We start from the raw sequence: 22,334 nt of genomic DNA on the forward strand, positions 1-22,334 counted from the left end.
CGTGACCTGTGATGTCATGTTCGCTGAACGCCCCGATACCGACTCCTTTCTTGCTTGTTCGACACTGGTCCACCGCTCGGTAGGCCCAGAATCCGACAGGGTTCGTGGGTCATCGCAGAGCTGTGGGCCGGACAGGTGAAGGATGTAGTACTCGGATGGGTGAAGGTCGTCGTGCGCCGCGCGGTCGAGGCAATCGCAAGTCGAGCACTGCCCTGTTCGCCCAGTTGCTCACCGCCGCCGTCGACACCGCCGGTGAGACGGTCGCGGTGTCCTGCTCCGCGGGCGGCGACCGCCGCGAACTCACCTACACCGAGCTCGACGCGTATTCGTCGCGTTTGGCCAGGGAACTGATCGCGCGGGGCGCCGGTCCCGGCGATGTGATCGCGCTCGGTCTCACCCGCTCGGTCGATTCGGTGGCGGCGGTGTGGGCGGTGGCCAAGACCGGCGCCGCGTATGTGCCGGTCGACCCGGCGCTGCCCGCAGCGCGGATCGCCTATCTGCTCGCCGACTCCGGGGCGATGATGGGCCTGACCCGCTCGGCGCATCTGCCCGCACTGGGTGAGGCGGTGCAGTGGCTGACCATCGACACCGAGGCCGACCGGATCGCGGCGCACCCCGCCCACCCGATCTCCTACCTGGACCGGGTCCGTCCACTGACCGATCAGCATCCCGCCTACCTCATCTACACCTCGGGCTCGACCGGTCGGCCCAAGGGCGTCGTCGTCACCCACACCGGTCTGGGCTCTCTGGTCGCGGCGGCGCGGGAACGCTACGACGTCGACGCGGATGCCCGTGTCCTGCACGTGTGCTCGCCCAATTTCGACGTTTCGGTGCTCGAGCTGTTGCTGACCTTCACTGCCGGTGCCACGCTCGTGATCTCACCCCCGACGGTGTTCGGCGGCCCCGAGCTGGCCGCGTTGCTGCGCCGGGAGCGGGTGACCCACATGCTGATCACCCCTGCCGCGCTGGAGTCGGTCGACGCGCGAGATCTGAACGCCTTGCGCGTGGTCGTCGTCGCGGGCGACGCGTTCGGGCCGGCACTGGTCGAGCGCTGGGCTGTCGATGGTCGCGCGTTCTACAACGGCTACGGGCCGACCGAGGCCACCATTCTCGCGACGGGCAGCGCTGGCCTGCGCCCGGGTGAACCGATCACGATCGGTGGTGCCTTCACCGGTATCGGTGTGCTGGTGCTGGATTCGCGGCTGCGGCCGGTCCCGGTCGGGGTCGCCGGTGAGCTGTATCTGTCCGGTCCGGCCTTGGCGCAGAGCTACCTGGGCAAGCCGGGGCTCACGGCGGACCGGTTCGTCGCCGCGACGTTCGCGGGTGCGGCGGGTGCGCGCATGTATCGGACCGGTGACCTGGTTCGCCGCACACCCGAGGGCGAGCTCGAGCATCTGGGTCGCTCCGATTTCCAGGTGAAGATCCGCGGGTTCCGAGTCGAACTCGGGGAGATCGACGCCGCGCTCACCGCCCACCCCGACCTCGATTACGCCGTCACCCTCGGTGTGACCGCCGATTCCGGTGCGACGGTGTTGGTGTCATATGTCCTGCCACGCGACAGCGTCGCGGTCGACACCGAGGAGGTGGCGCGTTTCGTCGGCACGTGCCTGCCCGCGCACATGGTGCCCACGCTCGTCATCGCCTTGGCCGAGATCCCGCTGACCCCGAACGGGAAGCTCGATCGCGCGGCGCTGCCCGCACCGGTATTCGGCGCTGCCGGTTCGCGCGCACCGGAGGGACCGGTCGAGACCCGTATCGCCGAGCTGTTCGCCCAGGTGCTCGGGGTGCGCGAGGTCGGTGCGCAGGATTCGTTCTTCGCCGCCGGTGGGGACAGCATTCTGTCGATCCAGCTGGTGTCGCGGGCGCGTTCGGCCGGGATCTCGTTCACGCCGCAGCAGGTGTTCGAGCATCGGACCGTGGCGGGGCTGGCGCGGGTCGCGGTACTCGGGGACGAATCGGCGCCGAGGTTGGCGGAGCTGCCCGGCGGCGGTGTCGGCGAGGTGCCGCTGACGCCGGTGTTGGCGGCCGCCGTGGCGGGCGGCCGGTTCATCGGCCGGTTCAGTCAGCAGATGGTGTTGGCCCTACCCGAGAACATCGACCGGACCGCGGTGGTGGAGGTTCTCACCGCAGTGCTCGATCACCATGACGTGTTGCGTGCCGGGGCCGAGCAGGTCGACGGACGATGGCAGCTACGGACGCTGCCGCCGGGGTCGGTGGACGTCGGCGATCTGCTCACGCGCGTCGATGTTGCGGCGGGCCGCAGTGCCGACGAACTCGCCGAGATCGCCGATGCTGCCATGGAGTCCGCGCTCGACGCACTGGACCCGCAGGCCGCCCGCATGATCGCGTTCGCGTGGTTGTGCCGGCCGGACGGTCCCGCGGGCTTGGTCGTGGCGGCCAATCACGCGGTGATCGACGGCGTGTCCTGGCGAATCCTGTTGTCGGACCTGGTCACCGCGTGGGCCCAGTACGCGGCGGGGCAGCGGATCGTCCTGCCCGCGGTCGGGACGTCGTTTCGGCGGTGGGCCCACGGGATCACCGAGGCGGCGAGCAGCCGCCGTGACGAGCTCGACCATTGGCAGCGCACCTTGGCCGTGCCCGACCCGCTGCTGGGTGATCGTCCACTCGACCCCGCACTCGACACCGTCTCGACAGTGCGGACGTGGCGCGTCACGGTGCCCGTCGAGGTGACCCGGGCAGTCCTGACCGACCTGCCGACGACGTACCGGACGGGCGCCGAGGACGCTCTGCTGGCCGCGCTGGCACTGGCCGTGCGCACTTGGCGAGCACGTCGGGGTGTGCAGGCGCCCGCCACCCGTGTGCGGCTCGAAGGCCACGGCCGCGAGGCCGCCGCGCTCGACGGCGCCGACCTGACCCGCACGGTCGGCTGGTTCACCACCATGTATCCCGTCGCCCTCGACCTGGGCGAGAGCGATCCCTGGTGCGGGGGCGCGGGGACCGCGGCACTGGTCAAGGCGGTGAAGGAGCAACTGCTCGCGGTGCCCCACAAGGGCATCGGCTTCGGGATGCTGCGGCACCTCGACACCGAATCGGCTCCCCTGCTCGACGGCGCTCTCGGCCAGGTCGGCTTCAACTATCTGGGCCGCGTGTCCGCGAACGAGGTGTCGGACACCCTCACCGACCACAGCTGGCTGCCCACCGCCGAATGGGGCGAGCCGACCGCGGCCCAGGACCCCGCACTGGCGGCCGCGGCCGTGATCGACATCAACGCGCTGGCCACCGACACCGCCGAGGGTGTGTGCCTGCGGGCTTCGTTCTCCTACGCGTCACAGATCATCGACGAGGCGTCGGTGCGGGAACTGGCCGACTGCTGGACCGAGGCGCTGACCCTGCTCGCCGACCATCTCGGTGATCCGGCGGCCGGCGGGTTGTCGCCCGCCGATGTCGCGTTGGTGAGAGTGACCCAAGCCGAGCTCGACGCCTGGCACAGCGAACGTCCCGGCCTCGCTGACGTGGTCCCGCTGGCACCACTGCAGTTGGGCCTGTTCTTCTTGGCTCAGGTCTCGCCCGAGGACCCGTATCTGGTCCAGCTGGCCGTCGAATTGTCGGGCGAGGTCGACACCGGGCGTTTGCGGCGAGCGGCGCAGGCGGTGCTGGATCGGCACGCGATCCTGCGCACGGCCTTCGGCACGGCGGCGACGGGTGCACCGGTCGGGTTCGTGGCCGAGGGTGTCACGGTGCCGTGGCAGGTCGTGGAGACCACCGGTTCCGATGCCGAGGCGTTCCTCGCGGCCGAGGCGCGGATCGGCTTCGACCTGCCGACCGCGCCGCTGCTGCGATTCACGGTCTACCGCCGCCGCTGCGGCATGCATCTGGTGTTGACCGCGCATCACCTGCTGGTGGACGGCTGGTCGATGCCGCTGCTGATGAAGGAACTGCTCGTCTGCTACGCCGGTGCCGAGGCGATGCTCCCGCGTGTGCGCCCTTACCGCGACTACCTCGCGTGGCTCGCTCGCCAGGACCGATCCGCTGCCTTGCGGTCCTGGTCGGAAGCCCTCGACGGCCACGAACCCACCGCGCTGGCCGCGGCGATCCCGGCTACCGACCCGGAAACCGGTTACGGGGCATGCGCTGTCGAGCTGTCGCCGGTGCAGACCGCGGTGCTCGCGGCGTGCGCGGCGGCCGAGGATGTCACGCTCAACACGCTGTTCCAGGCGGCGTGGGGTCTGGTGTTGGCCGGGGTCGTCGGCCGCGCTGATGTGCTGTTCGGTGCGGTGGTGTCGGGGCGGCCGCCGCAGCTGGACGGGGTCGACGGCATGGTCGGGCTGTTCGCGAACACCATTCCGGTGCGGGTGCGTATCGATGCCGACGCACCACTGCGGACCGTGCTGGGGCGGTTGCAGTCCGAACAGGTCGCGCTGCTCGACGGTCACCACCTGGGCCTGGCCGACATCCAACGTTCGGCGGGCGCGGGCGAACTGTTCGACACGCTCCTGGCCTACGAGTCCTATCCCGTCGACACCGAGGGGATGCGCGACGCCATCGACGGTTTGGACATCGTCGAGGTCACGGCCGCCAATGCCACCCACTATCCGGTAGCGGTCGGTGTCGAGGTGGGCGACGGCATTCGCATCGGTGTCCAACATCGCCTCGACACGGTCAGCGTCCCTGTCGCACAGGCCCTCACGCTGCGGCTGCGCGTCGTCCTCGACGCGTTCGTCGCGACCCCGGACCGCCCCGCCGCCGAGCTCCTCGAATCCCTGGCCGCGCTCGATGATCCGATCGCACAGACCGTGTACTGGCGCAGCGTGCTGGCGGATCGTCCTCAGGAGTTGAACCTCCCGACCGACCGTCCTCGTCCTGGCGCTGCTGTCGCGGCCGACGCCTGTGTCGGTTTCGACATCCCCGCCGACCTGCATCGGCAAATCCAGGATGTCGCCCACGCGCACGCCACCACAGCGTTCACCGTCATCCACGCCGTCTACGCCGTGTTGCTGGCCCGGCTCTCGGGTACCGAGGACATCACCATCGACGTGCCGTCCTCCCAGCAGGACCGCACCCGGGTGCTGCGACTACCGGTGCCGGGCGGCACCTGCCTCGACGAACTGCTCGTTCATGCAGCCCAGGTCACCCGGCAAGCCTTCGCCCGTCCAGGTCTGTCCCCTTCCGAACTGCGCGCCCTGCGCACTCCCGACGCCCAGCGTCCCTCCCCGCGGGTGCTGCTTCTCGCCGACGCTCCCCTCGCCGATTCAGCACACTGCGACCTCGCTTTGCGCGTGCGGATGACACCCGAACGGTCGATGAACCCAGGGGCCCGATCCACTGTTCCGACAGACCCGGCTGACGAAATCCCCGTGGTCCCGGCGCCGCCCGGTGCCGCCGACGACAGCCTTCCCTCGGCAGGCCTGACCGCCGAGTTCGTCTACCCCAGTGCCCTGTTCGACCGGCACACCATTGCGACGTTCGCCGAACGGCTGCTCCGGCTGCTGGCCGCAGCGACCGAGCAGCCGCTGACCCCCGTCGGTGACCTGCCCGTGCTCGGCGCAGAAGAGCACGCGGCCCTGACCGCGCGACCCGCCGATCGCATCGTCTCCCCGGCTCTGTTCCCCGACGTGGCGGCCCGAGGGATCGAGCACGGCGCAGACCGCGTCGCCCTCCGGCACCGCGGCCACTCGGTCACCTACGGGGAACTCGCCGCGCAGACCTCTCGCCTGGCTCGTGAACTGATCGCTCGCGGTGTCGGTCCCGAAGTCGCTGTCGCCGTGGCACTCCCACGATCCGCCGACATGGTCGTCGCCGCGCTGGCGATCGCCAAGGCCGGTGGGGTGTACGTGCCGATGGATCCCGGCCATCCCCCGGCGCGCCTGCGACACCTGGTCACCGACTCCGGTGCCGTCGTGGGCATCACCGCGACCGCCCAACTCGATCATCTACCCGACAGTGTGGACGGGGGTGCGCCCGCACCCCGATCACCGTTCTGGCTGCCTCTCGACGACCACGATCTGGCCCGCTCGTGCCGCACCCGGTCATCGGCCCCGGTCACCGACGCCGATCGCCGCGCACCCCTGCGACCGCAGCACCCCGCCTATCTCATCTACACCTCCGGTTCCACCGGCCTGCCCAAGGGTGTCACGGTGACCCACGCGGGCCTCGATGCCCTGGTGGCGGAAGCGGTCGAGCGGTACCGCCTCACGCCGCGGCACCGTTTCCTGCACATCTGCTCGCCGTGGTTCGACCCGTCGGTCCTCGAGTGGCTGTGCGCGTTCTCGACCGGCGCGACCCTGGTCGTGGTGCCCGCCGACATCATCGGCGGGGCCGAACTGGGCGAGCTGCTGGCCGCCGAGTCCGTCACCCACGCGATCATCACCCCCGCTGTCCTCGGCACACTCGACCCCACGGGCCTGGACAGTCTCGAGCTGCTGTCGGTCGGCGGTGATGTGACGACCCCGCGGCTGCTGGCCACTTGGCAGCCCGGTCGCCGCTACCTCAACGGGTACGGCCCGACCGAGACCACGATCATCTCCACCTACGCCGAACTCACGGCCGGGCAGCACATCTCGATCGGCACCCCGGTCTCGGGCACCTCCGCGATGATCCTGGATGCCCGCCTGAACCCGGTGCCGCCGGGTGTCACGGGTGAGCTGTATCTGGCGGGTCCCGGACTCGCCCGCGGCTACCGAGCCCAACCGGGAACGACCTCGGCTCGTTTCGTCGCCGACCCCTGGGGCGCACCGGGTTCGCGCCTGTACCGCACCGGTGATCTCGTGCGCAGCACCGCGACCGGGGACCTCGGGTATGTGGGCCGCGTGGACGCCCAGCTGAAGGTGCGCGGGTTCCGGATCGAGCCCGGCGAGGTCGATGCGGTCCTCACCGCCCACGACAGTGTCGGTTCCGCCGTGACGGTAGGCCGTCACACCACGACGGGCGCCATCACCCTGGTGTCCTATGTCGTTGCGGCACAGGGCCATACCGCTGACCCTGCCGAACTCACCGACCATGCCACCACTCATCTGCCCGCCCACCTGGTGCCTTCGGCGATCGTGGTGCTCGCCGCGATGCCGTTGACCTCCAACGGCAAACTCGACCGCGCCGCGCTGCCGGAGCCCCTCGCCGTCACCGCACCGGCCCGTGCACCGCTGGGCACCGTGGAGACCCGCCTGGCCGAGCTGTTCGCGCAGGTCCTCGGGCTGTCGTCGGTCGGGGTGAACGACTCGTTCTTCGCCCTCGGTGGCGACAGCATCCTGTCGATCCAGTTGGTCTCGCTCGCCCGCGCGGCGGGCATCGTCTTCACGACCCGTGCGGTGTTCGAGCACCGCACCGTGGCGAAGCTGGCCGCGATCGCCGCCGTGGAGAACGATTCGGCAGCCGTGGCGCTGGCGGAGCTACCCGGCGGCGGTGTCGGCGAGATCCCGCTGACCCCGGTGCTGGCCGAATTCCTCACCACCGGTTCCAGCGACCGGTTCGCCCAGACCATGGTGCTCGCCCTGCCCGAGACCATCGATCGAGCCGGTCTGCGCACCACGATCGGCGCGGTCCTGGCCCACCACGACATGCTGCGCGCACGCCTGCGTCACGACGGCGAGGACTGGCGCTTCGAGGTCCTCGCCCCCGGCACTGTCACCGTGGACACCCTGCTCACCGAACTCGACGCCGCCGATGCCGACGGCGACGAACTCACCCGAATCGGCACCGCCGCCATGGATTCGGCCCTCTGCGCACTGGATCCCGCGGCGGCCCGCATGATCGCCTTCACCTGGATCCGCCGGCGTCATGCCCGCGACGTCCTCGCCGTGGCCGCGCACCACTACGTGATCGATGGGGTCTCCTGGCGCATCCTGCTGCCCGACCTGATCCTGGCCTGGGCCCAGCACGCGGCCCGTCAGCCGATCGCGCTACCACCGGTGGCCACCTCGTTCCGCCGCTGGGCCCACGCCTTGGCCGCCACCGACCGCATCACCGAACACGACCACTGGCAGCGAACCCTGTCGGTGCCCGACCCGCTGTTGGGCGCCCGCGGACTCGACCCCACGCTCGACACCGAGGCGAGCACACGCTCGTTCACGGTGCAGGTGCCGGTCGAGGTCACCGGCCCACTCCTGACGACTCTGCCCGCCCAGTACCGAGCGGGCGCCGACCACGCCCTGCTCGCCGCCCTGGCCCTGGCCGTGCGCAGCTGGCGTGCCCGCCGCGGCGTGCCCGCCGCCACCCTGCGAGTCCGGCTCGAGGGTCACGGTCGCGAGGAGCAGATCGTCCCCGGCGCGGACCTGACGCGCACCGTCGGCTGGTTCACCAGCGTCTACCCCGTCGCCCTCGACCTCACCGACATCGCCCCCACCCGTGACGACCACACCCTCGCGGCCACGGTCCGCGCCGTGAAGGAACAGCTTCTCGCCGTCCCCGACAACGGCATCGGCTTCGGTCTGCTCCGCCACCACGAGTCGACGACGCCGGTGACCGGTGAGCTCGGTCAGATCGGCTTCAACTATCTCGGCCGCGCGAGCACCACGTCCCAGGCCGACGACACCGCCTGGCTCCCGACAGCCGAGCTCGGCGACATCGACGTCGACTACGACCCCGCCCTGCCCGCGACCGCCGTCCTCGACATCAACGCGATCGCCGTGCCCACCGAGACAGGTCCACGGCTGGAGGCCGGTTTCCGTTACGCCACCGGCATCCTCGACGAATCCGCGGTGCGCGAACTGGCCCAGGAGTGGACGAACTGGCTCACCGCACTCGCCGAACACACCCGGCATCCGAGTGCGGGCGGGCTCACCCCCTCCGATGTCGCGCTGGTGCGGGTCACCCAATCCGACCTCGACACCTGGCGAGCAGACCACCCCGGCCTGTCCGATGTCCTGCCGCTGTCCCCTCTCCAGCAGTCCCTGCTGGCACTGGGTGAACTGCTCGACGAGTCGGTCCACGCCTACCTCATCCAACTCGTCGCCGAACTGTCCGGCGCCCTCGACACCGAACGTTTGCGCCGCGCCGCGGCCGCCGTCCTGGACCGGCACGCGAACCTGCGCTCGGCCTTCGTCACCACACCCGACGGAACCCCGGTGCAACTGGTCGCCGACACCGTCGAACCACCGCTGCGCATCGTGGCCGTCACCGAGGCCGAACTCCCGGAGCTGTTGGCCACCGATCAGCGAACCGGTTTCGATCCGGCCATCGCCCCGCTGCTGCGATTCACCGTGTACACCACCGGTTCCGAACGCAGCCACCTCGTCCTGACCGGCCATCACATCCTGCTCGACGGCTGGTCGATGCCGCTGCTGATGAAGGAACTGCTCGTCCTCTACGCCACCGACGGCGACGCGACGGTCCTGCCCGCGGTGCGCCCCTACCGCGACTACCTCGCCTGGCTGGCCTGCCAGGACCGCGCGGCCGCCGACAGCGCCTGGTCGCGGGTCCTGGCCGGGGTGCGCCCGAGCATCCTCGCCCCGGAACTGACCTGGCCGCCCGCGACCGGCGCCGGTTTCGGCTTGTGCGAGTTCACCCTCGACACTGCCCGCACCGCCGAACTCACTGCCTTCGCCGCCGCGACCGAGGTCACCGCCAACACGGTGTTCCAGACGGCGTGGGGCCTGGTGCTCGCCGCGAGCACCGGCAGCGACGATGTCGTGTTCGGCGCCACCGTGTCCGGTCGTCCGCCCCAGCTCGACGGAGTCGGTGACATGATCGGCCTGTTCGTCGACGCGGTCCCGGTGCGGGTGCGCCTGGAACCCACCGGCACCGTCGCGGATCTGGTCGGCGCCGTCCAGGTCGAGCAGGCCTCGGTCCTGGACCACCACCATCTGGGCCTCGGCGCGATCCAGCGCGTGGCCGGTCGGGGCGAACTGTTCGACACCATGCTGGCCTTCGAGTCCTACCCCGTCGACGCCGAAGGACTCCAGCAGGCAGGCGCCGCGCTCGACAACCTCAGCATCGACGACCTGCGCGGCGCCGACCACACCCACTACCCGATCACGATCCTGGTCTTCCTCGGCGCCCACACCCAGGTGCAGCTCAAGTACCGGCGTGACCTGATCGCCGACGCCACCGCGCAAGCGGTCACCGACCGGCTCCGCACCGCCCTCGACGACCTCGTCACCACCCCGGCGGCCATGGCGTCGACCATCACGCACCGGCTCGCCTCGACCACCGATCCGATCGCCCACTCGGCGTACTGGCGGCGCACACTGGCCGACCTGCCCGGCCCCATCGTTGTCCCGTTCGACCCTCGCCCCGGCCTGCCCCGCCCGGGCACCGCGCCGCAAGCCAGGGGATACAAGCGCTTCCCGGTTCCGCCGGCGGCACACCAGAACCTGCACCTGCTCGCCGACACCGCGGGCGTGGCCTGGTCGAGCGTGATCCGCACCGCCCTGGCCGTGTTGCTGGCCCGGCTCACCGCCACCGACGACATCGTGCTCGAATCCGCCGGCGTTGTCCTGCGCACCGCGGTCGACCCCGGCACCCGGTTCCTCGACCTGCTCCACCGAGCCGATCGCACCGAATCCGAGGCACACGCCCACGCGGGAATCCCGATCACCGACCTGCCCGCCCTGCTCGGCATCGAGAACACCCGCCTGGACCAGGTCTGCCTGAGTGTCGACCGTCCACCGACCACCCACCATGACCTCGCCCTGGCGATCCACGAGGACACGAGCGGCCTCGCCATCGACATGTCCTTCGTCCGAACATTTCTCGACGAGGACACCGCCGAAACCTTCGGTCGGCGTCTCCTCCGAATCCTCACCGTCGTACGCCCGGAAACACCGGTAGGCGATCTCCCCCTGACCGACCATGACGAGCACACCTTCCTCACCCACCTCGGCACCGGCACCACCGCGCCGGTCACCGCGACCCTGCCCGACCTGCTGGTCCGCGGCACCGGATACGGCCAACACCGCATCGCGGTCCGCGACAACGGCCGCACCATCACCTACGGCACCCTCGACGCGGACTCCTCCCGCCTGGCCCGGCTGCTGATCGCCGACGGCATCGGCCCCGAAACCGTCGTCGCCACCGCGATTCCCCGCTCCTATGCGGCGATCCTGGCCCTGTGGGCGATCGCGAAAGCGGGCGCGGTCCACCTGCCGGTCGACCCGAACTACCCGCCGGACCGGGTCCGGCACATGCTCGACGACTCCGGCGCCACGATCGGCCTCACCGTGGCCGCGCGAGCCCGCGGGCTCACCACCTCGGTGCGCTGGGTGGTCCTCGACGATCCGGCCGTACGCTCCCGCATCAACGAACACTCGGCGACCTCGGTGCGCGACCGTGACCGCACCACACCCCTGCGCCCCGACCACGCCGCCTACGTGATCTACACCTCCGGCTCCACCGGCACACCCAAGGGCGTCACGGTCACCCACGCCGGGCTCGGCGCGCTGGTCACCCACTCGGCGGCCCTGCTGCGGCTGCGCCACGACCACCGGATGCTGCACGTCTGCTCCCCGAGTTTCGACCAGTCCATCGAGGAGATCAGCACGGCCTTCCATCGCGGCGCCACCCTGGTGATCGCGCCCCCGGACACCGTCGGCGGCACCGAACTGACCGACCTGCTGCGCGCCGAACTGGTGACCCACACGATCATCACCCCCGCACTGCTGAGCACCCTCGACCCGGCCCGGCTGCCGGGGCTGGCGTGCATCTCGGCCGGCGGTGAGGCGTGCACCGCGGACCTGCTCGCCGACTGGCAGCCCGGCCGCCGTTTCCTCAACGGCTACGGCCCGACCGAGGCCACGATCGGCGCGACCTACGCCGCGCTGCGGGCCGGTGAGCGGGTCACCATCGGCCGCCCGGTGCCGGGCATGCGGGCGATGGTCCTCGACGGCCGGTTGCATCCGGTACCCGTCGGCGTCACCGGTGAGCTGTACCTGGCCGGTCCCGCGTTGGCGCGCGGGTATCGCGGACGCAGCGCCGCGACCGCCGGCCGGTTCGTCGCCAGCCCCTGGAGCACCGGGGAACGCATGTACCGCACCGGCGACCTGGTCCGCTGGGTGCGTGGCGCCGGCGACAGCTACGCGCTGGAATACCTGGGCCGCACCGATTTCCAGCTCAAGATCCGCGGCTTCCGCATCGAACCCGGCGAGATCGACGCCGTCCTCACCCGGCACCCGCATGTCACCTTCGCACTGACCCTCGGTACCGAGAACCCGGCCGGGGCCGCCGTGCTGGTCTCCTATGTGACCGGCAGCGACATCGATCCCCGCGCGCTCACGCGGTGGGCCTCGTCGATGCTGCCCGTGCACATGGTGCCCGCGGCCGTCGTCGTCCTGGACCGGGTGCCGCTGTCGCCGGCGGGCAAACTCGACCGAAAAGCCCTGCCCGCACCGGAATTCGCGGCCCAGCCCTTCCGGGAGCCCGCGGCCGGTCTGGAACGCACCGTCGCCGAGGTGTTCGCCGAGGTGCTCGGAGTCGACCGCGTCGGCGCCGACGACAACTTCTTCGACCGCGGCGGCAACTCACTGCTCGCCACCCGCCTGACCGCCCGCCTCAGCGCCGCTGTCGACCTGCGGGTTCCGGTACGGGTGCTGTTCGCCGCACCCACCATCGCCCAGTGCGCGGCCGAACTCGCACGGCTGACCAAGGCAGGCCGTCGCCCCGCCCTGCGCGCCCACCCGCGTCCCGACCGTGTCCCGCTCTCACCCGCCCAACAGCGCATGTGGTTCCTCAACCGGTTCGACACCGCCACCGCTGCCTACAACATCCCCGTCGTCCTGCGCCTGACCGGCGCCCTCGACCCCGGTGCGATGCGCGACGCGTTCGCCGATGTTGTGGCCCGCCACGAGATCCTGCGCACGGTGTACCCGGCGTTCGAGCACACCCCGGTGCAGATCGTCCTGCCCCCGGAACACCCGGACGTACCGCGCCTCGAGATCCGCACGACCGGCGACGTCGAATCCGCCGTCGCCCAGCTGGTGTCGACGGTCTTCGACGTCACCACCGAGGTGCCCTTGCGCGCCACCCTGTTCGAACTCGGCCCCGAGGAATTCGTGGTGGCGATGGCGGTGCACCACATCGCCGGTGACGGTTTCTCCGGCGGCCCCCTCACCCGCGACCTGGTCACCGCCTACACCGCTCGCAGGCACGGCGCCGCACCCGCGTGGGCACCGTTGCCCGTGCAGTACGCCGACTACGCGCTGTGGCACCAGCGCCTGCTCGGCGACGAGACCGACCCCACCTCGATGGCCGCCGAGCAGATCACCTACTGGCGCCGAGCGTTGGCCGAGCTGCCCGACCAACTCGACCTACCCCGCGACCGCCCCCGTCCGGCGATCCAGTCGTCTGCGGGCGGGCGAGCCCCCCTGACCCTCGACGCGCCCACCCATGCCGCGCTGATCGCACTGTCCCGCACCCACGGCGCGACCCTGTTCATGACCGTGCACACCGCACTGGCGGTGCTCCTGGCGGGCTTGTCGGGCACCACCGACATCGCCATCGGCACCCCCGTCGCCGGGCGCGGCGAGGCCGAACTCGACGACCTGATCGGCATGTTCGTCAACACCCTGGTCTTTCGCACCCAGGTCGAGGGTGACGCGAGCTTCGCCGAACTGCTCGCCCGCCAACGCGAGATCGACCTGCAGGCCTTCGCCCACGCCGATGTCCCGTTCGAACGGCTCGTCGAAGTGCTCAACCCGGCCCGATCCACCGCACGACATCCCCTGTTCCAGGTGGGCCTGTCGTTCCAGAACCTCGCCGAGGTCGGCATGGACCTGCCCGGCATCAGCGTCACCTCGGTGGAGCTGGACCGTGCGCTGTCCCAGTTCGACCTGCACCTGATCCTGGCCGACCGCTACACCCCCGACGGCGCACCGGCCGGCATCAGCGGCCACTGCACCTACGCCACCGACCTGTTCGACGAGGCCACGGTGCGCGGCTTCCTCGACCGGTTCGCCCGGCTGGTCACCGCGGTCCTCGCTGCTCCCGGCGCGCCGCTGCACACCGTCGACCTGCTCGCCCCGACCGAACGGGTCCAGATCCTCGACACCTGGAATCGCACTGCGCGAGCGGTGGATCCGACGGCCACGCTGGTCTCGCTGCTCGAGGCCACGGTGTCCTCGAACCCCGGCGCGGTGGCCCTGGTCACCGACGACGAGCGGGTGAGTTTCGCCGAACTCGACGCCCGGGTGAACCGACTCGCCCGCCACCTCATCGCGGCGGGCGTGCGACCGGAGGCCCGGGTGGCGTTGGCCATGCGGCGCTCGATCGACCTGGTCGTGGCCATGTACGCGGTCGCCACCGCGGGTGGTGCGTACGTGCCGATCGATCCCGAACATCCCGAGGCCCGCACGCGATACGTCCTGGACACGGCCAGACCGCTGCTCGTACTCACCAACGCCGACACCGGGTTCACGGCCGCCGGGCATCGTGTGCTGTGCCTCGACGACCTGGACCTCGCGCGCCACAGCCGCGCCCCGGTCACCGACCTCGACCGGGTCGGCACCCTGCGTGCCGCGAACACCGCCTACGTCATCTTCACCTCCGGATCGACCGGCCGCCCGAAGGGTGTGGCGATCTCCCATGCCGCCGTCGTCAACCAGTTGCTCTGGAAAACAGAGGAATTCGGGCTCGGCGCCGATGATGTCGTCCTGCTCAAGACCGCGGCGACGTTCGATCTGTCGGTGTGGGAGTTCTGGACCACCGCCGTCAGCGGTGCCCGCCTGGTCCTGGCCGCCCCCGACGGTCACCGCGACCCCGCCTACCTCGCCGAGCTGATGGGCCGCGAGCACGTCACCACCCTGCACGCGGTGCCCTCCATGCTCGACGCCCTGCTCACCACAACCCTGCCGAGCACCCTGCGTCGCGTCCTCGCCATCGGCGAGACGCTCCCGGTGGCCCTGGCCCGCCGATTCGCCATGGCGGCACCCGAGACCGCGCTGTTCAACGTCTACGGTCCCACCGAGGCCGCCGTGTCGATCACCAGCCACCGGGTCGGTCCCGCCGACACCGTGACCGTCCCGATCGGCAGGCCCGCCTGGAACAGCCAGGTCTACGTCCTGGACGCACTCCTGCGCCCGGTCCCGGCGGGCGTACCGGGCGAGTTGTACCTGGCCGGAACACAAGAGGCCGCGGGCTATCTCGGCCGCCCCGAGCTGACCGCCGAACGTTTCGTGGCGAATCCGTTCCGGACCGGCACCCGGCTGTACCGCACCGGCGACCTGGCGGCGTGGAATGCCCACGGTGAACTCGACTACCGTGGGCGCACCGACTTCCAGCTCAAGATCCGTGGTTTCCGTATCGAACTCGAGGAGATCGACGCGGTCCTGGCCACCCATCCCGGTGTCGGCTTCGCCGTCACGGTCGGACGCGACAACCAGGCCGGGGCCACGGTGTTGGTGTCGTATGTCCTCGCTGAGGCTGGCGAGCAGATCGTCGCGGACGCCCTGCGTGAATGGGCCGGTCGCCACCTGCCCTCGCACATGGTGCCCACGACCATCATGGTCCTCGACCAGGTCCCGCTGACCCCTGTCGGCAAACTCGACCGCGCCGCCCTACCGGCACCCGAACTCACCGCCCGCACCCACCGACCGCCCACCACCGCGGTCGAACAGACGGTCTGTGACCTCTTCGCCGAGGTCCTGAACCTGGATCGCGTCGGCATCGACGATCACTTCTTCGAACTCGGCGGCACCTCCCTCAGTGCCACCCGCCTGTCGGCCCAGCTCGGCGACGCGCTCGCCACCACCGTCCCGGTCACGTGGATTTTCACCGCCCCCACCCCCGCCGGCATCGTCGCGGCCCTGCGTGCGGGCTGCGCCGACGCCGCGGGCACCGACGCCGCCTTCGACATCCTGTTGCCCCTGCGCTCCACCGGCACCCGCGAACCGCTGTTCTGCGTGCACCCCATCAGCGGCCTGGCCTGGTCGTTCAGCGGACTGACCGCTCACCTCGACCCCGACCGCCCCCTCTACGGCCTGCAGTCGCCCGCGCTGAGCTCGACCGAGCCACTGCCGGATTCGATCGAAGAATGGGCCCTGCTGTATCTCAAGCAGATCCGCGCGGTCCAGGCCGAAGGACCCTACTACCTGCTCGGCTGGTCCCTCGGCGGGGTGCTCGCCCACGCCATGGCCGTCCAGCTCCAGGAGGACGGCGAACAGGTCGCCCTGCTGGCCATGCTCGACAGCACCCTCACCTCCGCCGCGCCCGCGCCCGCGACCCCGGTCACCGCCGCCGACCTGCTCGGCGGATTCGCCGCCGGCCACGTCGAGCATCTCGACCCGGCCGAGAACGCCGATCCCCGAGCCCTTGCCCGCACCCTGTACGAACACACCGCACCCGGATCATCCCCGGACACCACACGCATCGACCGCATCGTCGACGCGGCGATCACCTCGGCCACTCTCGACGCCGCCTACCGCCCCCGCCCCTTCGACGGCGACCTCACCTTCTTCACCGCGGCCGCCGACGACCCGACCGCGACGACCGCGGCCTGCTCATGGACCACCGCGATCACCGGCTCGATTCACAACCACCCGATCGAGGCGACCCACTGGCGCATGACCGACCCCGCCGCCCTCGCCACGATCGCCACCACCCTGCGGGGACGGCTCTGACCTGGTAGGGATCAGCCGGTCGGCGCCCGCGCGGTCACATCGACGTGCTGGGTGCCGTGGGTGGCGACGGCGCAGACACCGCTGCTGGGCACCCCTGCGCGGTACGGTTGCTGAACGTTCGCCGGGAACGGGTCGTTCTACGAAGGGACTGTGATGAGCGCAGAGGTACCTGGATCGGGGTCGCCGTCGTCGGCGCGGGTGCGGGCGATGCCGGTGACCGACCACGACGCCGCCGCCGGTCGCGCGGCCCGCACCCGCGCCCCTCGACGTGCCACCGGGCAGTGGGATCCGAGCACACGGACCATGTCGGCCCTGGACCGGTTGCGGGCACAGGAGTCCGTGCGCGATCGCGAGTTGCTGCCGCTGCGCTACGCCCGAATGGCGTCCTCGCCGTGGGCCTACCTGCGCGGCGCGGCCGCGGTGATGGCCGCCGACCTCGGAGTGCGCAAGCATTCCGGACTGACCGCGCAGATGTGCGGGGACGCCCACATTCTCAATTTCGGACTGTGGGCCTCCCCGGAACGTCAACTCCTCTTCGACGCCCGCGATTTCGACGAGACCCTGCCCGGACCCTTCGAATGGGACCTCAAACGCCTCACCACCAGCATTTTCGTCCTCGCCGAGACCGAGGGTATCGCGCGCTCGACCGCCGAGGACGCCGCCGTGGCCGCCGTCGACGGCTACCGCACCGCCATGCGCCGCTACGCCCGATCCGGGGAACTCGAGATCTGGTACGACCGCTTCACCGCGGACATGCCACTGGAACACCTCACCTCGGCCTTCGCCAAGGAGGCCAAGCACACGATCGACAAGCAGGCCGCCAAACGCTCTCAGGAGGGCACGGCACGCCAGCTGATCACGGTGGTCGACGGGCGACGGCGCATCAGCGACGATCCGCTCAAACGCCGCCATTTCCAGCTCAGCGACGAGGAGGAGATCAGTGTCTACGAGCAGATCTTCGACACCTACCTGGCCTCGATCCCCCCGCATCTGGCACGGCTCGTCGGCCGGTTCACCCGCATCGACACCGTCCAGCAGGTGGTCGGCGTCGGCAGTGTCGGCATGCGCGTCTACCTGCACCTGATGGAGGGCGACAGTCGACGCCAGTCGGTGTTCTTCCAGGTCAAACAGGCGACATCGTCGGTGTACGAGGAGTTCCTCGGCCCGAGCGCCTACGACAACCACGGCGAACGCGTCGTGGTCGGACAGCGGTTGATGCAGTCGGCCAGCGACATCTTCCTGGGCTATGTGCGCGTCGACGAGAACGACTACTACGTCCGCCAGTTCCGGGACATGAAGATCATTCCCAGCGGCCGCGAAATCGCCGGCTACCTCCCGCAATTCGCTTCCGCCTGCGGTGTCGCCCTGGCCAAGTCGCACGCCCGCAGCGGTGAACCCGAAGCCATCGCCGGCTACATCGGCAAAGGCGAGGCCTTCGCCGCGGGCATCCTCGACTTCGCCCGCGCCTACGCCGACCAAACCAGCACCGACCACGCCGACCTGGTCACCGCCATCGCCGCCGGTGACGTGGAGGCCGCCGAGCGAGGTTGGTGAGAGGAGCTACTTCCGCCAGAAGAAGTGGTGCACCACCCCGCTCGGGCTGGGGATCTGCTCGAGGTGGAACCGGTCGGTCAGCTCGTCGGGGCTGGTCCACAACCGTTCGCCGCGACCCAGTTCGACGGGCGCGACGGCGATGTGCATGGTGTCGACGAGGTCGGCGTCGAGGAACTCCTTGACCGTGGCGACCCCGCCGCCGATCCGCACGTCCTTGCCGTCGGCGGCGGCGAAGGCTCGCTCGAGCGCGTCCTTCGGCGAGGCATCGAGGAAGTGGAACGTGGTGTCGCTCAGCGTGAACGGGGGCCGCTCGTGGTGGGTGAGCACGAAGACCGGCGTATGGAACGGCGGCGCGTCGCCCCACCACCCCTGCCAGTCGTGGTCCTGCCACGGTCCGCGCTGCGGGCCGAACTTGTTGCGGCCCATGATCTCGGCGCCGATGTTGTTGGCGAAGTCACGGATGATGTAGTCGTCGAGCCCGTAGGTTCCGCCGGGCTCGGTGCGGTTGGGCCAGTGCGCGGTCGCCCCCGCCCAGCTCATGAGGTCGCGTGGGTCGGCATGCCCGAACGGGCGCTCATGGGTCTGCCCTTCCCCGGAGCCGTAGCCGTCGCTGGAGATGCTGAAGTTCTGAACGCGCACCATGGGGGTCATCGAACTTCCCTTTCCGATTGCACTGTGCAAGTGGTTGCGATTCTACTCTAAACTGATTTCATGTCGCAACCAGTTATTCACGACACGCTGCCGTTCCCCCGGGGCAGATCGGGCTGTCCGATCAACATGACGATGGAACTCCTCGGCGACCGATGGAGCCTGATTGTGCTACGCGACATCATGTTCAGTGGCAGGACACATTTCCGCGAACTGCTCACCGGATCCATCGAGGGCATCGCGTCCAACATCCTGGCCGCGCGCTTGACCAAACTCGTCGACGCGGGCCTGCTCACCCGCCACGACGACCCCAGCCACCGCCAGAAGGTCGCCTACCGGCTCACCGAGGCCGCGATCGAGCTCGTTCCGGTGCTTGCGCACCTCGGCGCCTGGGGCGCCGCGTGGCTGGACACGACCCCGGAGCTCACAGTGCGCGCCGAACTCCTCGCCGCGGGCGGGCCGGCCCTGTGGGAACGATTCATGGCCGAATTGCGTGCCACCCACCTGCACAGCGTGCCTGCGCCAACCGGCGGGGTCCTCGCGGAACTGACCGCCGCCTACCAGGCAGCGGTGGCCGACACGACGACAGGCTAGACCGCCCGCTGGATTTCACCCGGTTCGGGTGAGGTGGACGCGGCGACGGTGGCGTTAGCCTCGGGCGGATGCCACCAGGTGGCGTCTTCCCTCCGAGTCGATCGAGGTGCGTCATGTCGTTCTGGGATGTCGTGTGGCTGATCATCGTCAGCTTCGGGTTCGTCGCCTACCTGCTGCTGTTGTTCTTCATTCTCGGTGACCTGTTCCGCGACAAGCACACCGCCGGGTGGGTCAAGGCGATCTGGATCGTGTTCTTGCTGTTCATCCCGGTGCTGACCTCGCTGGTGTATCTGATCGCACGCGGGGGCGGCATGCAGGAACGCGCGCAAGCCGAAGCCGAGCAGCAGCAGAAGGCCGCTGACCGCTACATCCGTGACACCGCGGGCACCAACCCGGCCGCCCAGATCGCCGACGCCAAACGGCTGCTCACCGAAGGCACCATCACCCAGGCCGAATTCGACCAGCTCAAGGCCAAGGCGCTGTCCTGACCGCTCAGCCCCAGCTCGCCTGATCGGGCACCGTCAGATGGCGGAACGCATCAATTCTGCTCCTGACCGGTCGGCAACTTCACCCATGACTCAGGTGCGTCCAGCACGTGCTGCAGCCGGGTGGCGAACGCGACGGGATCGTCGACGAATCCGGTGTGATCGCCTGGGAACAGTACTGGCTCCACACCGAGCGAGGCGGCCAGTTCCCGCGAGGCGTGGTCGCACAGTTGGCCGGTCGAGTCCGCGCCGATCCCGACGATCACCCGCGTCGGAATCGACCGCAGCAGCGATGGATCGGGCACCCAGGCGGTGGTGTGGCGCAGTTCGTGATCGAACCAGTAGCGCTCGGTGGCGACCTGTTCGGGGTCGCGTTCACCACCGAACATCTGCTCCAGCATCGGTTCCGGAATCTCGATACCGGCCTGCGCGAAGAACTTCCGCCACGCACCGACCACGTCCCCGGTGGCGAAGGTGGCGATGATGTCCTCGGTGACCGCGCGCTGGGCATCGGCATCGGGCAGCAGTTCGCGCAGCGGCGGCTCGTGCGCGATGACCGTGGTCACCAGGTCGGGGTTGGTCTGGGCCAGCGCCAGCGCGGAGACGGCACCGCCGCTGGAACCGAACACCACCGCCGGCCCCGCGTCGAGGTGGGTGATCAGCCGGGCCAGATCGTCGGCGCGCGCGGGTACCGTCGAATCCTGGCGAGGATCGTCGAGGGGGCTGGCGCGATGTCCGCGTGGGTCGGTGGTGAGCACGGTGTTGGTGGCGGCGAGCTGGTGGGCCGTCGAGGCGAAGGCGGCCGCGTTCATCGGCGCTCCGACCAGCACGAGCAGCGGTCCCGCCCCGCGGATCTCGTAATACAGGCGGGCATCGGGCACCACGAGGGTGCCGGTGGTGACGGCGGAACTGGCGGTCATGTGACTCTCCCGGATCTCGGCGACAGGTAGCACTCATAGAGACGGTGCCCACCGAAAGAACTCATCGCTGACCGCGAAGGTTCTTTCACCACCCCCTGTCCCACAGGTCACGGCATTGATGATGGCGCCAGTTCGCTCGGTGGCCGGTCCGGACACAACGACGGTCGCCGTTGTCACCCCCTTCGCTCAGTTGTAGGAGTTGGCGACCCCGTCGAGCAGGCGTTCGAGCGTGTCGTAGGCGGGTACGTCGACGATGTCGATCAGATCGGCGACCACTGGCACATCGTGGGCGGCGGCGACCGCGCTGAACTGGGCGGTGTCGCCGGTGCGGAAGCCGTGTTCGGCGGCCAGGCGGCGGAGTTCGGGGTCGTCGGTGAGTAGTCGGCCGATCGTGTCGCCGGTGCGAGTCAGCGGAACGAGGGTGTGGTTGGACAGCACGGTCGGGGTCGGGTAGGTCAGCACCATGTCCGGGGTGATCCGCCCCGCGGCCGCCGCTTCGACGAACTGGGCCTCGTAGATGCACACCAGCGGGGTCGGGCCCATGCCGTTGCTGAGGTACTGGTTGAACGGCCCCTCGCTGCTGTTGTCGGTGTAGCCCTGGGCGAGGAACAGTTTCGACAGCGCGGGCAGCACATGCGCTTCGGCGGTGGCGCCACGGACGATGGTGTGGTCGTTGGCGACATAGCTGGCGATCGACAGGTACATGGCCGCGGAGTTGGAGCTGCGCGGATCGGTGGTCGAGACCAGGATGTTCTTGGCCACCGGATAGGTCGTGTTGCCAGGCAGATCGTCCCACTGCACCCCACCGGCGGCCAGCTCCAGATACCGGTTCATGTCGAAACTCGCCACCGGGCCCGGCGTGATCACCCCGGCGGCGGTCAACAGCTCGGCGATGGGCGCAAAGGTGGCGATGGCGATCGGCGAGGAGAACGGGGTGTACTTGGCGGTGATGGCGCGGGCCCGCTGGATGCGTTCGGCGGCGGGACTGCTCGATGGGAATGCGAAGTCGAAACGGTCCAGGTCGACCGAGGTCGCGATCTGCCGCGACCCGGCGGGTTCGACCTCGACGGCGATCCCGTTGTCGGCCAGCACCCGCACGACACGGTCGTCGGCGAAGAACGCCATCTTCTCCGACCCGACGACCCCACGCACCACTGTCGGCGGTGCCACGGGCGCCGCAGCCGGGGTCTGCGTACCGCCGGGCAGCAGCACCAACCCGGCCACGACAGCGGCCACCACGGCGATCGCACCGAGCGCCAGCGGCACCACAGCCCGTCGACTCGCCCGCCCTCGCACACCCCGCATTTCCTGGCGCGCCGCCGGTTCCGACGCCGCGACCGTGGTGCGCGCCGACGGTGCGGGCACTCGCACTGTCGGGTCGGAATCGGCGAGTTCGCTGCGCACGATCCGCTCGACCAGGATCGGCACGAACTCCCGGATCGGGGTGCCCGCGAAGCGCTTGTGCGCGGCACCCACTGCCGAGGTCACCTGGTCGACGGGGACGTTCTCGGACAGGTCTTCGACCAGACTCTCGGTCATTCGCCGCATCGCCTGCGCTTCACGCTGGACGACGTCGGCGCCGGGGTTCACGCGTGACACCACTTCTCTCCTGGGCTCACCTGGGGGTTGACGGA

Annotated in this window: 7 protein-coding genes; 4 read left to right on the plus strand and 3 right to left on the minus strand. The window is 70.0% G+C overall.

The window, feature by feature from the left end:
- The first annotated feature begins 155 nt into the window (after positions 1 to 155).
- Together BOX37_RS16515 and BOX37_RS16520 are read left to right on the plus strand one after the other, a co-directional pair.
- Positions 156 to 16,499 (plus strand): non-ribosomal peptide synthetase, encoded by a 16,344-nt coding sequence (locus tag BOX37_RS16515; RefSeq protein WP_071928434.1) that lies wholly within the window; start codon positions 156 to 158, stop codon positions 16,497 to 16,499.
- 153 nt (positions 16,500 to 16,652) lie between these two features.
- Positions 16,653 to 18,053, plus strand: a complete 1,401-nt coding sequence (locus tag BOX37_RS16520) for a DUF2252 domain-containing protein (protein ID WP_240504895.1) — start codon at positions 16,653 to 16,655, stop codon at positions 18,051 to 18,053.
- 6 nt (positions 18,054 to 18,059) lie between these two features.
- Here the strand turns inward: BOX37_RS16520 and BOX37_RS16525 are convergent, their stop codons facing one another.
- Positions 18,060 to 18,704 (minus strand): dihydrofolate reductase family protein, encoded by a 645-nt coding sequence (locus BOX37_RS16525; RefSeq protein WP_071928435.1) that lies wholly within the window; start codon positions 18,702 to 18,704, stop codon positions 18,060 to 18,062.
- A 60-nt stretch (positions 18,705 to 18,764) separates the two neighbouring features.
- Here BOX37_RS16525 and BOX37_RS16530 point away from each other — a divergent pair, with 60 nt between their 5' ends.
- Both BOX37_RS16530 and BOX37_RS16535 read left to right on the plus strand, forming a co-directional pair.
- The gene (locus BOX37_RS16530; protein ID WP_071928436.1) at positions 18,765 to 19,295 is read left to right on the plus strand and encodes a winged helix-turn-helix transcriptional regulator; all 531 of its coding nucleotides are present in this window, start codon (positions 18,765 to 18,767) and stop codon (positions 19,293 to 19,295) included.
- A 113-nt stretch (positions 19,296 to 19,408) separates the two neighbouring features.
- Positions 19,409 to 19,783, plus strand: a complete 375-nt coding sequence (locus tag BOX37_RS16535; RefSeq protein WP_071928437.1) for an SHOCT domain-containing protein — start codon at positions 19,409 to 19,411, stop codon at positions 19,781 to 19,783.
- Between the two features lie 50 nt (positions 19,784 to 19,833).
- On the opposite strand, the gene BOX37_RS16540 is transcribed toward BOX37_RS16535, so the two are convergent.
- Together BOX37_RS16540 and BOX37_RS16545 are read right to left on the minus strand one after the other, a co-directional pair.
- Complete coding sequence (locus BOX37_RS16540) at positions 19,834 to 20,700, minus strand: alpha/beta fold hydrolase (protein WP_071931576.1); 867 nt, start codon at positions 20,698 to 20,700, stop codon at positions 19,834 to 19,836.
- Positions 20,701 to 20,886: 186 nt separating this feature from the next.
- Positions 20,887 to 22,299 (minus strand): three-helix bundle dimerization domain-containing protein, encoded by a 1,413-nt coding sequence (locus BOX37_RS16545; RefSeq protein ID WP_240504896.1) that lies wholly within the window; start codon positions 22,297 to 22,299, stop codon positions 20,887 to 20,889.
- Positions 22,300 to 22,334 lie beyond the last annotated feature (35 nt).

It is taken from the genome of Nocardia mangyaensis, assembly GCF_001886715.1.
GTDB lineage: Bacteria > Actinomycetota > Actinomycetes > Mycobacteriales > Mycobacteriaceae > Nocardia > Nocardia mangyaensis.

What these genes read in the sequence shown, in the direction of transcription:
- BOX37_RS16515 (WP_071928434.1), top strand. Translation starts at nt 156, where the DNA reads ATGGGTGAAGGTCGTCGTGCGCCGCGCGGTCGAGGCAATCGCAAGTCG.
- BOX37_RS16520 (WP_240504895.1), top strand. Translation starts at nt 16,653, where the DNA reads ATGAGCGCAGAGGTACCTGGATCGGGGTCGCCGTCGTCGGCGCGGGTG.
- BOX37_RS16525 (WP_071928435.1), bottom strand. Translation starts at nt 18,704, where the DNA reads ATGACCCCCATGGTGCGCGTTCAGAACTTCAGCATCTCCAGCGACGGC.
- BOX37_RS16530 (WP_071928436.1), top strand. Translation starts at nt 18,765, where the DNA reads ATGTCGCAACCAGTTATTCACGACACGCTGCCGTTCCCCCGGGGCAGA.
- BOX37_RS16535 (WP_071928437.1), top strand. Translation starts at nt 19,409, where the DNA reads ATGTCGTTCTGGGATGTCGTGTGGCTGATCATCGTCAGCTTCGGGTTC.
- BOX37_RS16540 (WP_071931576.1), bottom strand. Translation starts at nt 20,700, where the DNA reads ATGACCGCCAGTTCCGCCGTCACCACCGGCACCCTCGTGGTGCCCGAT.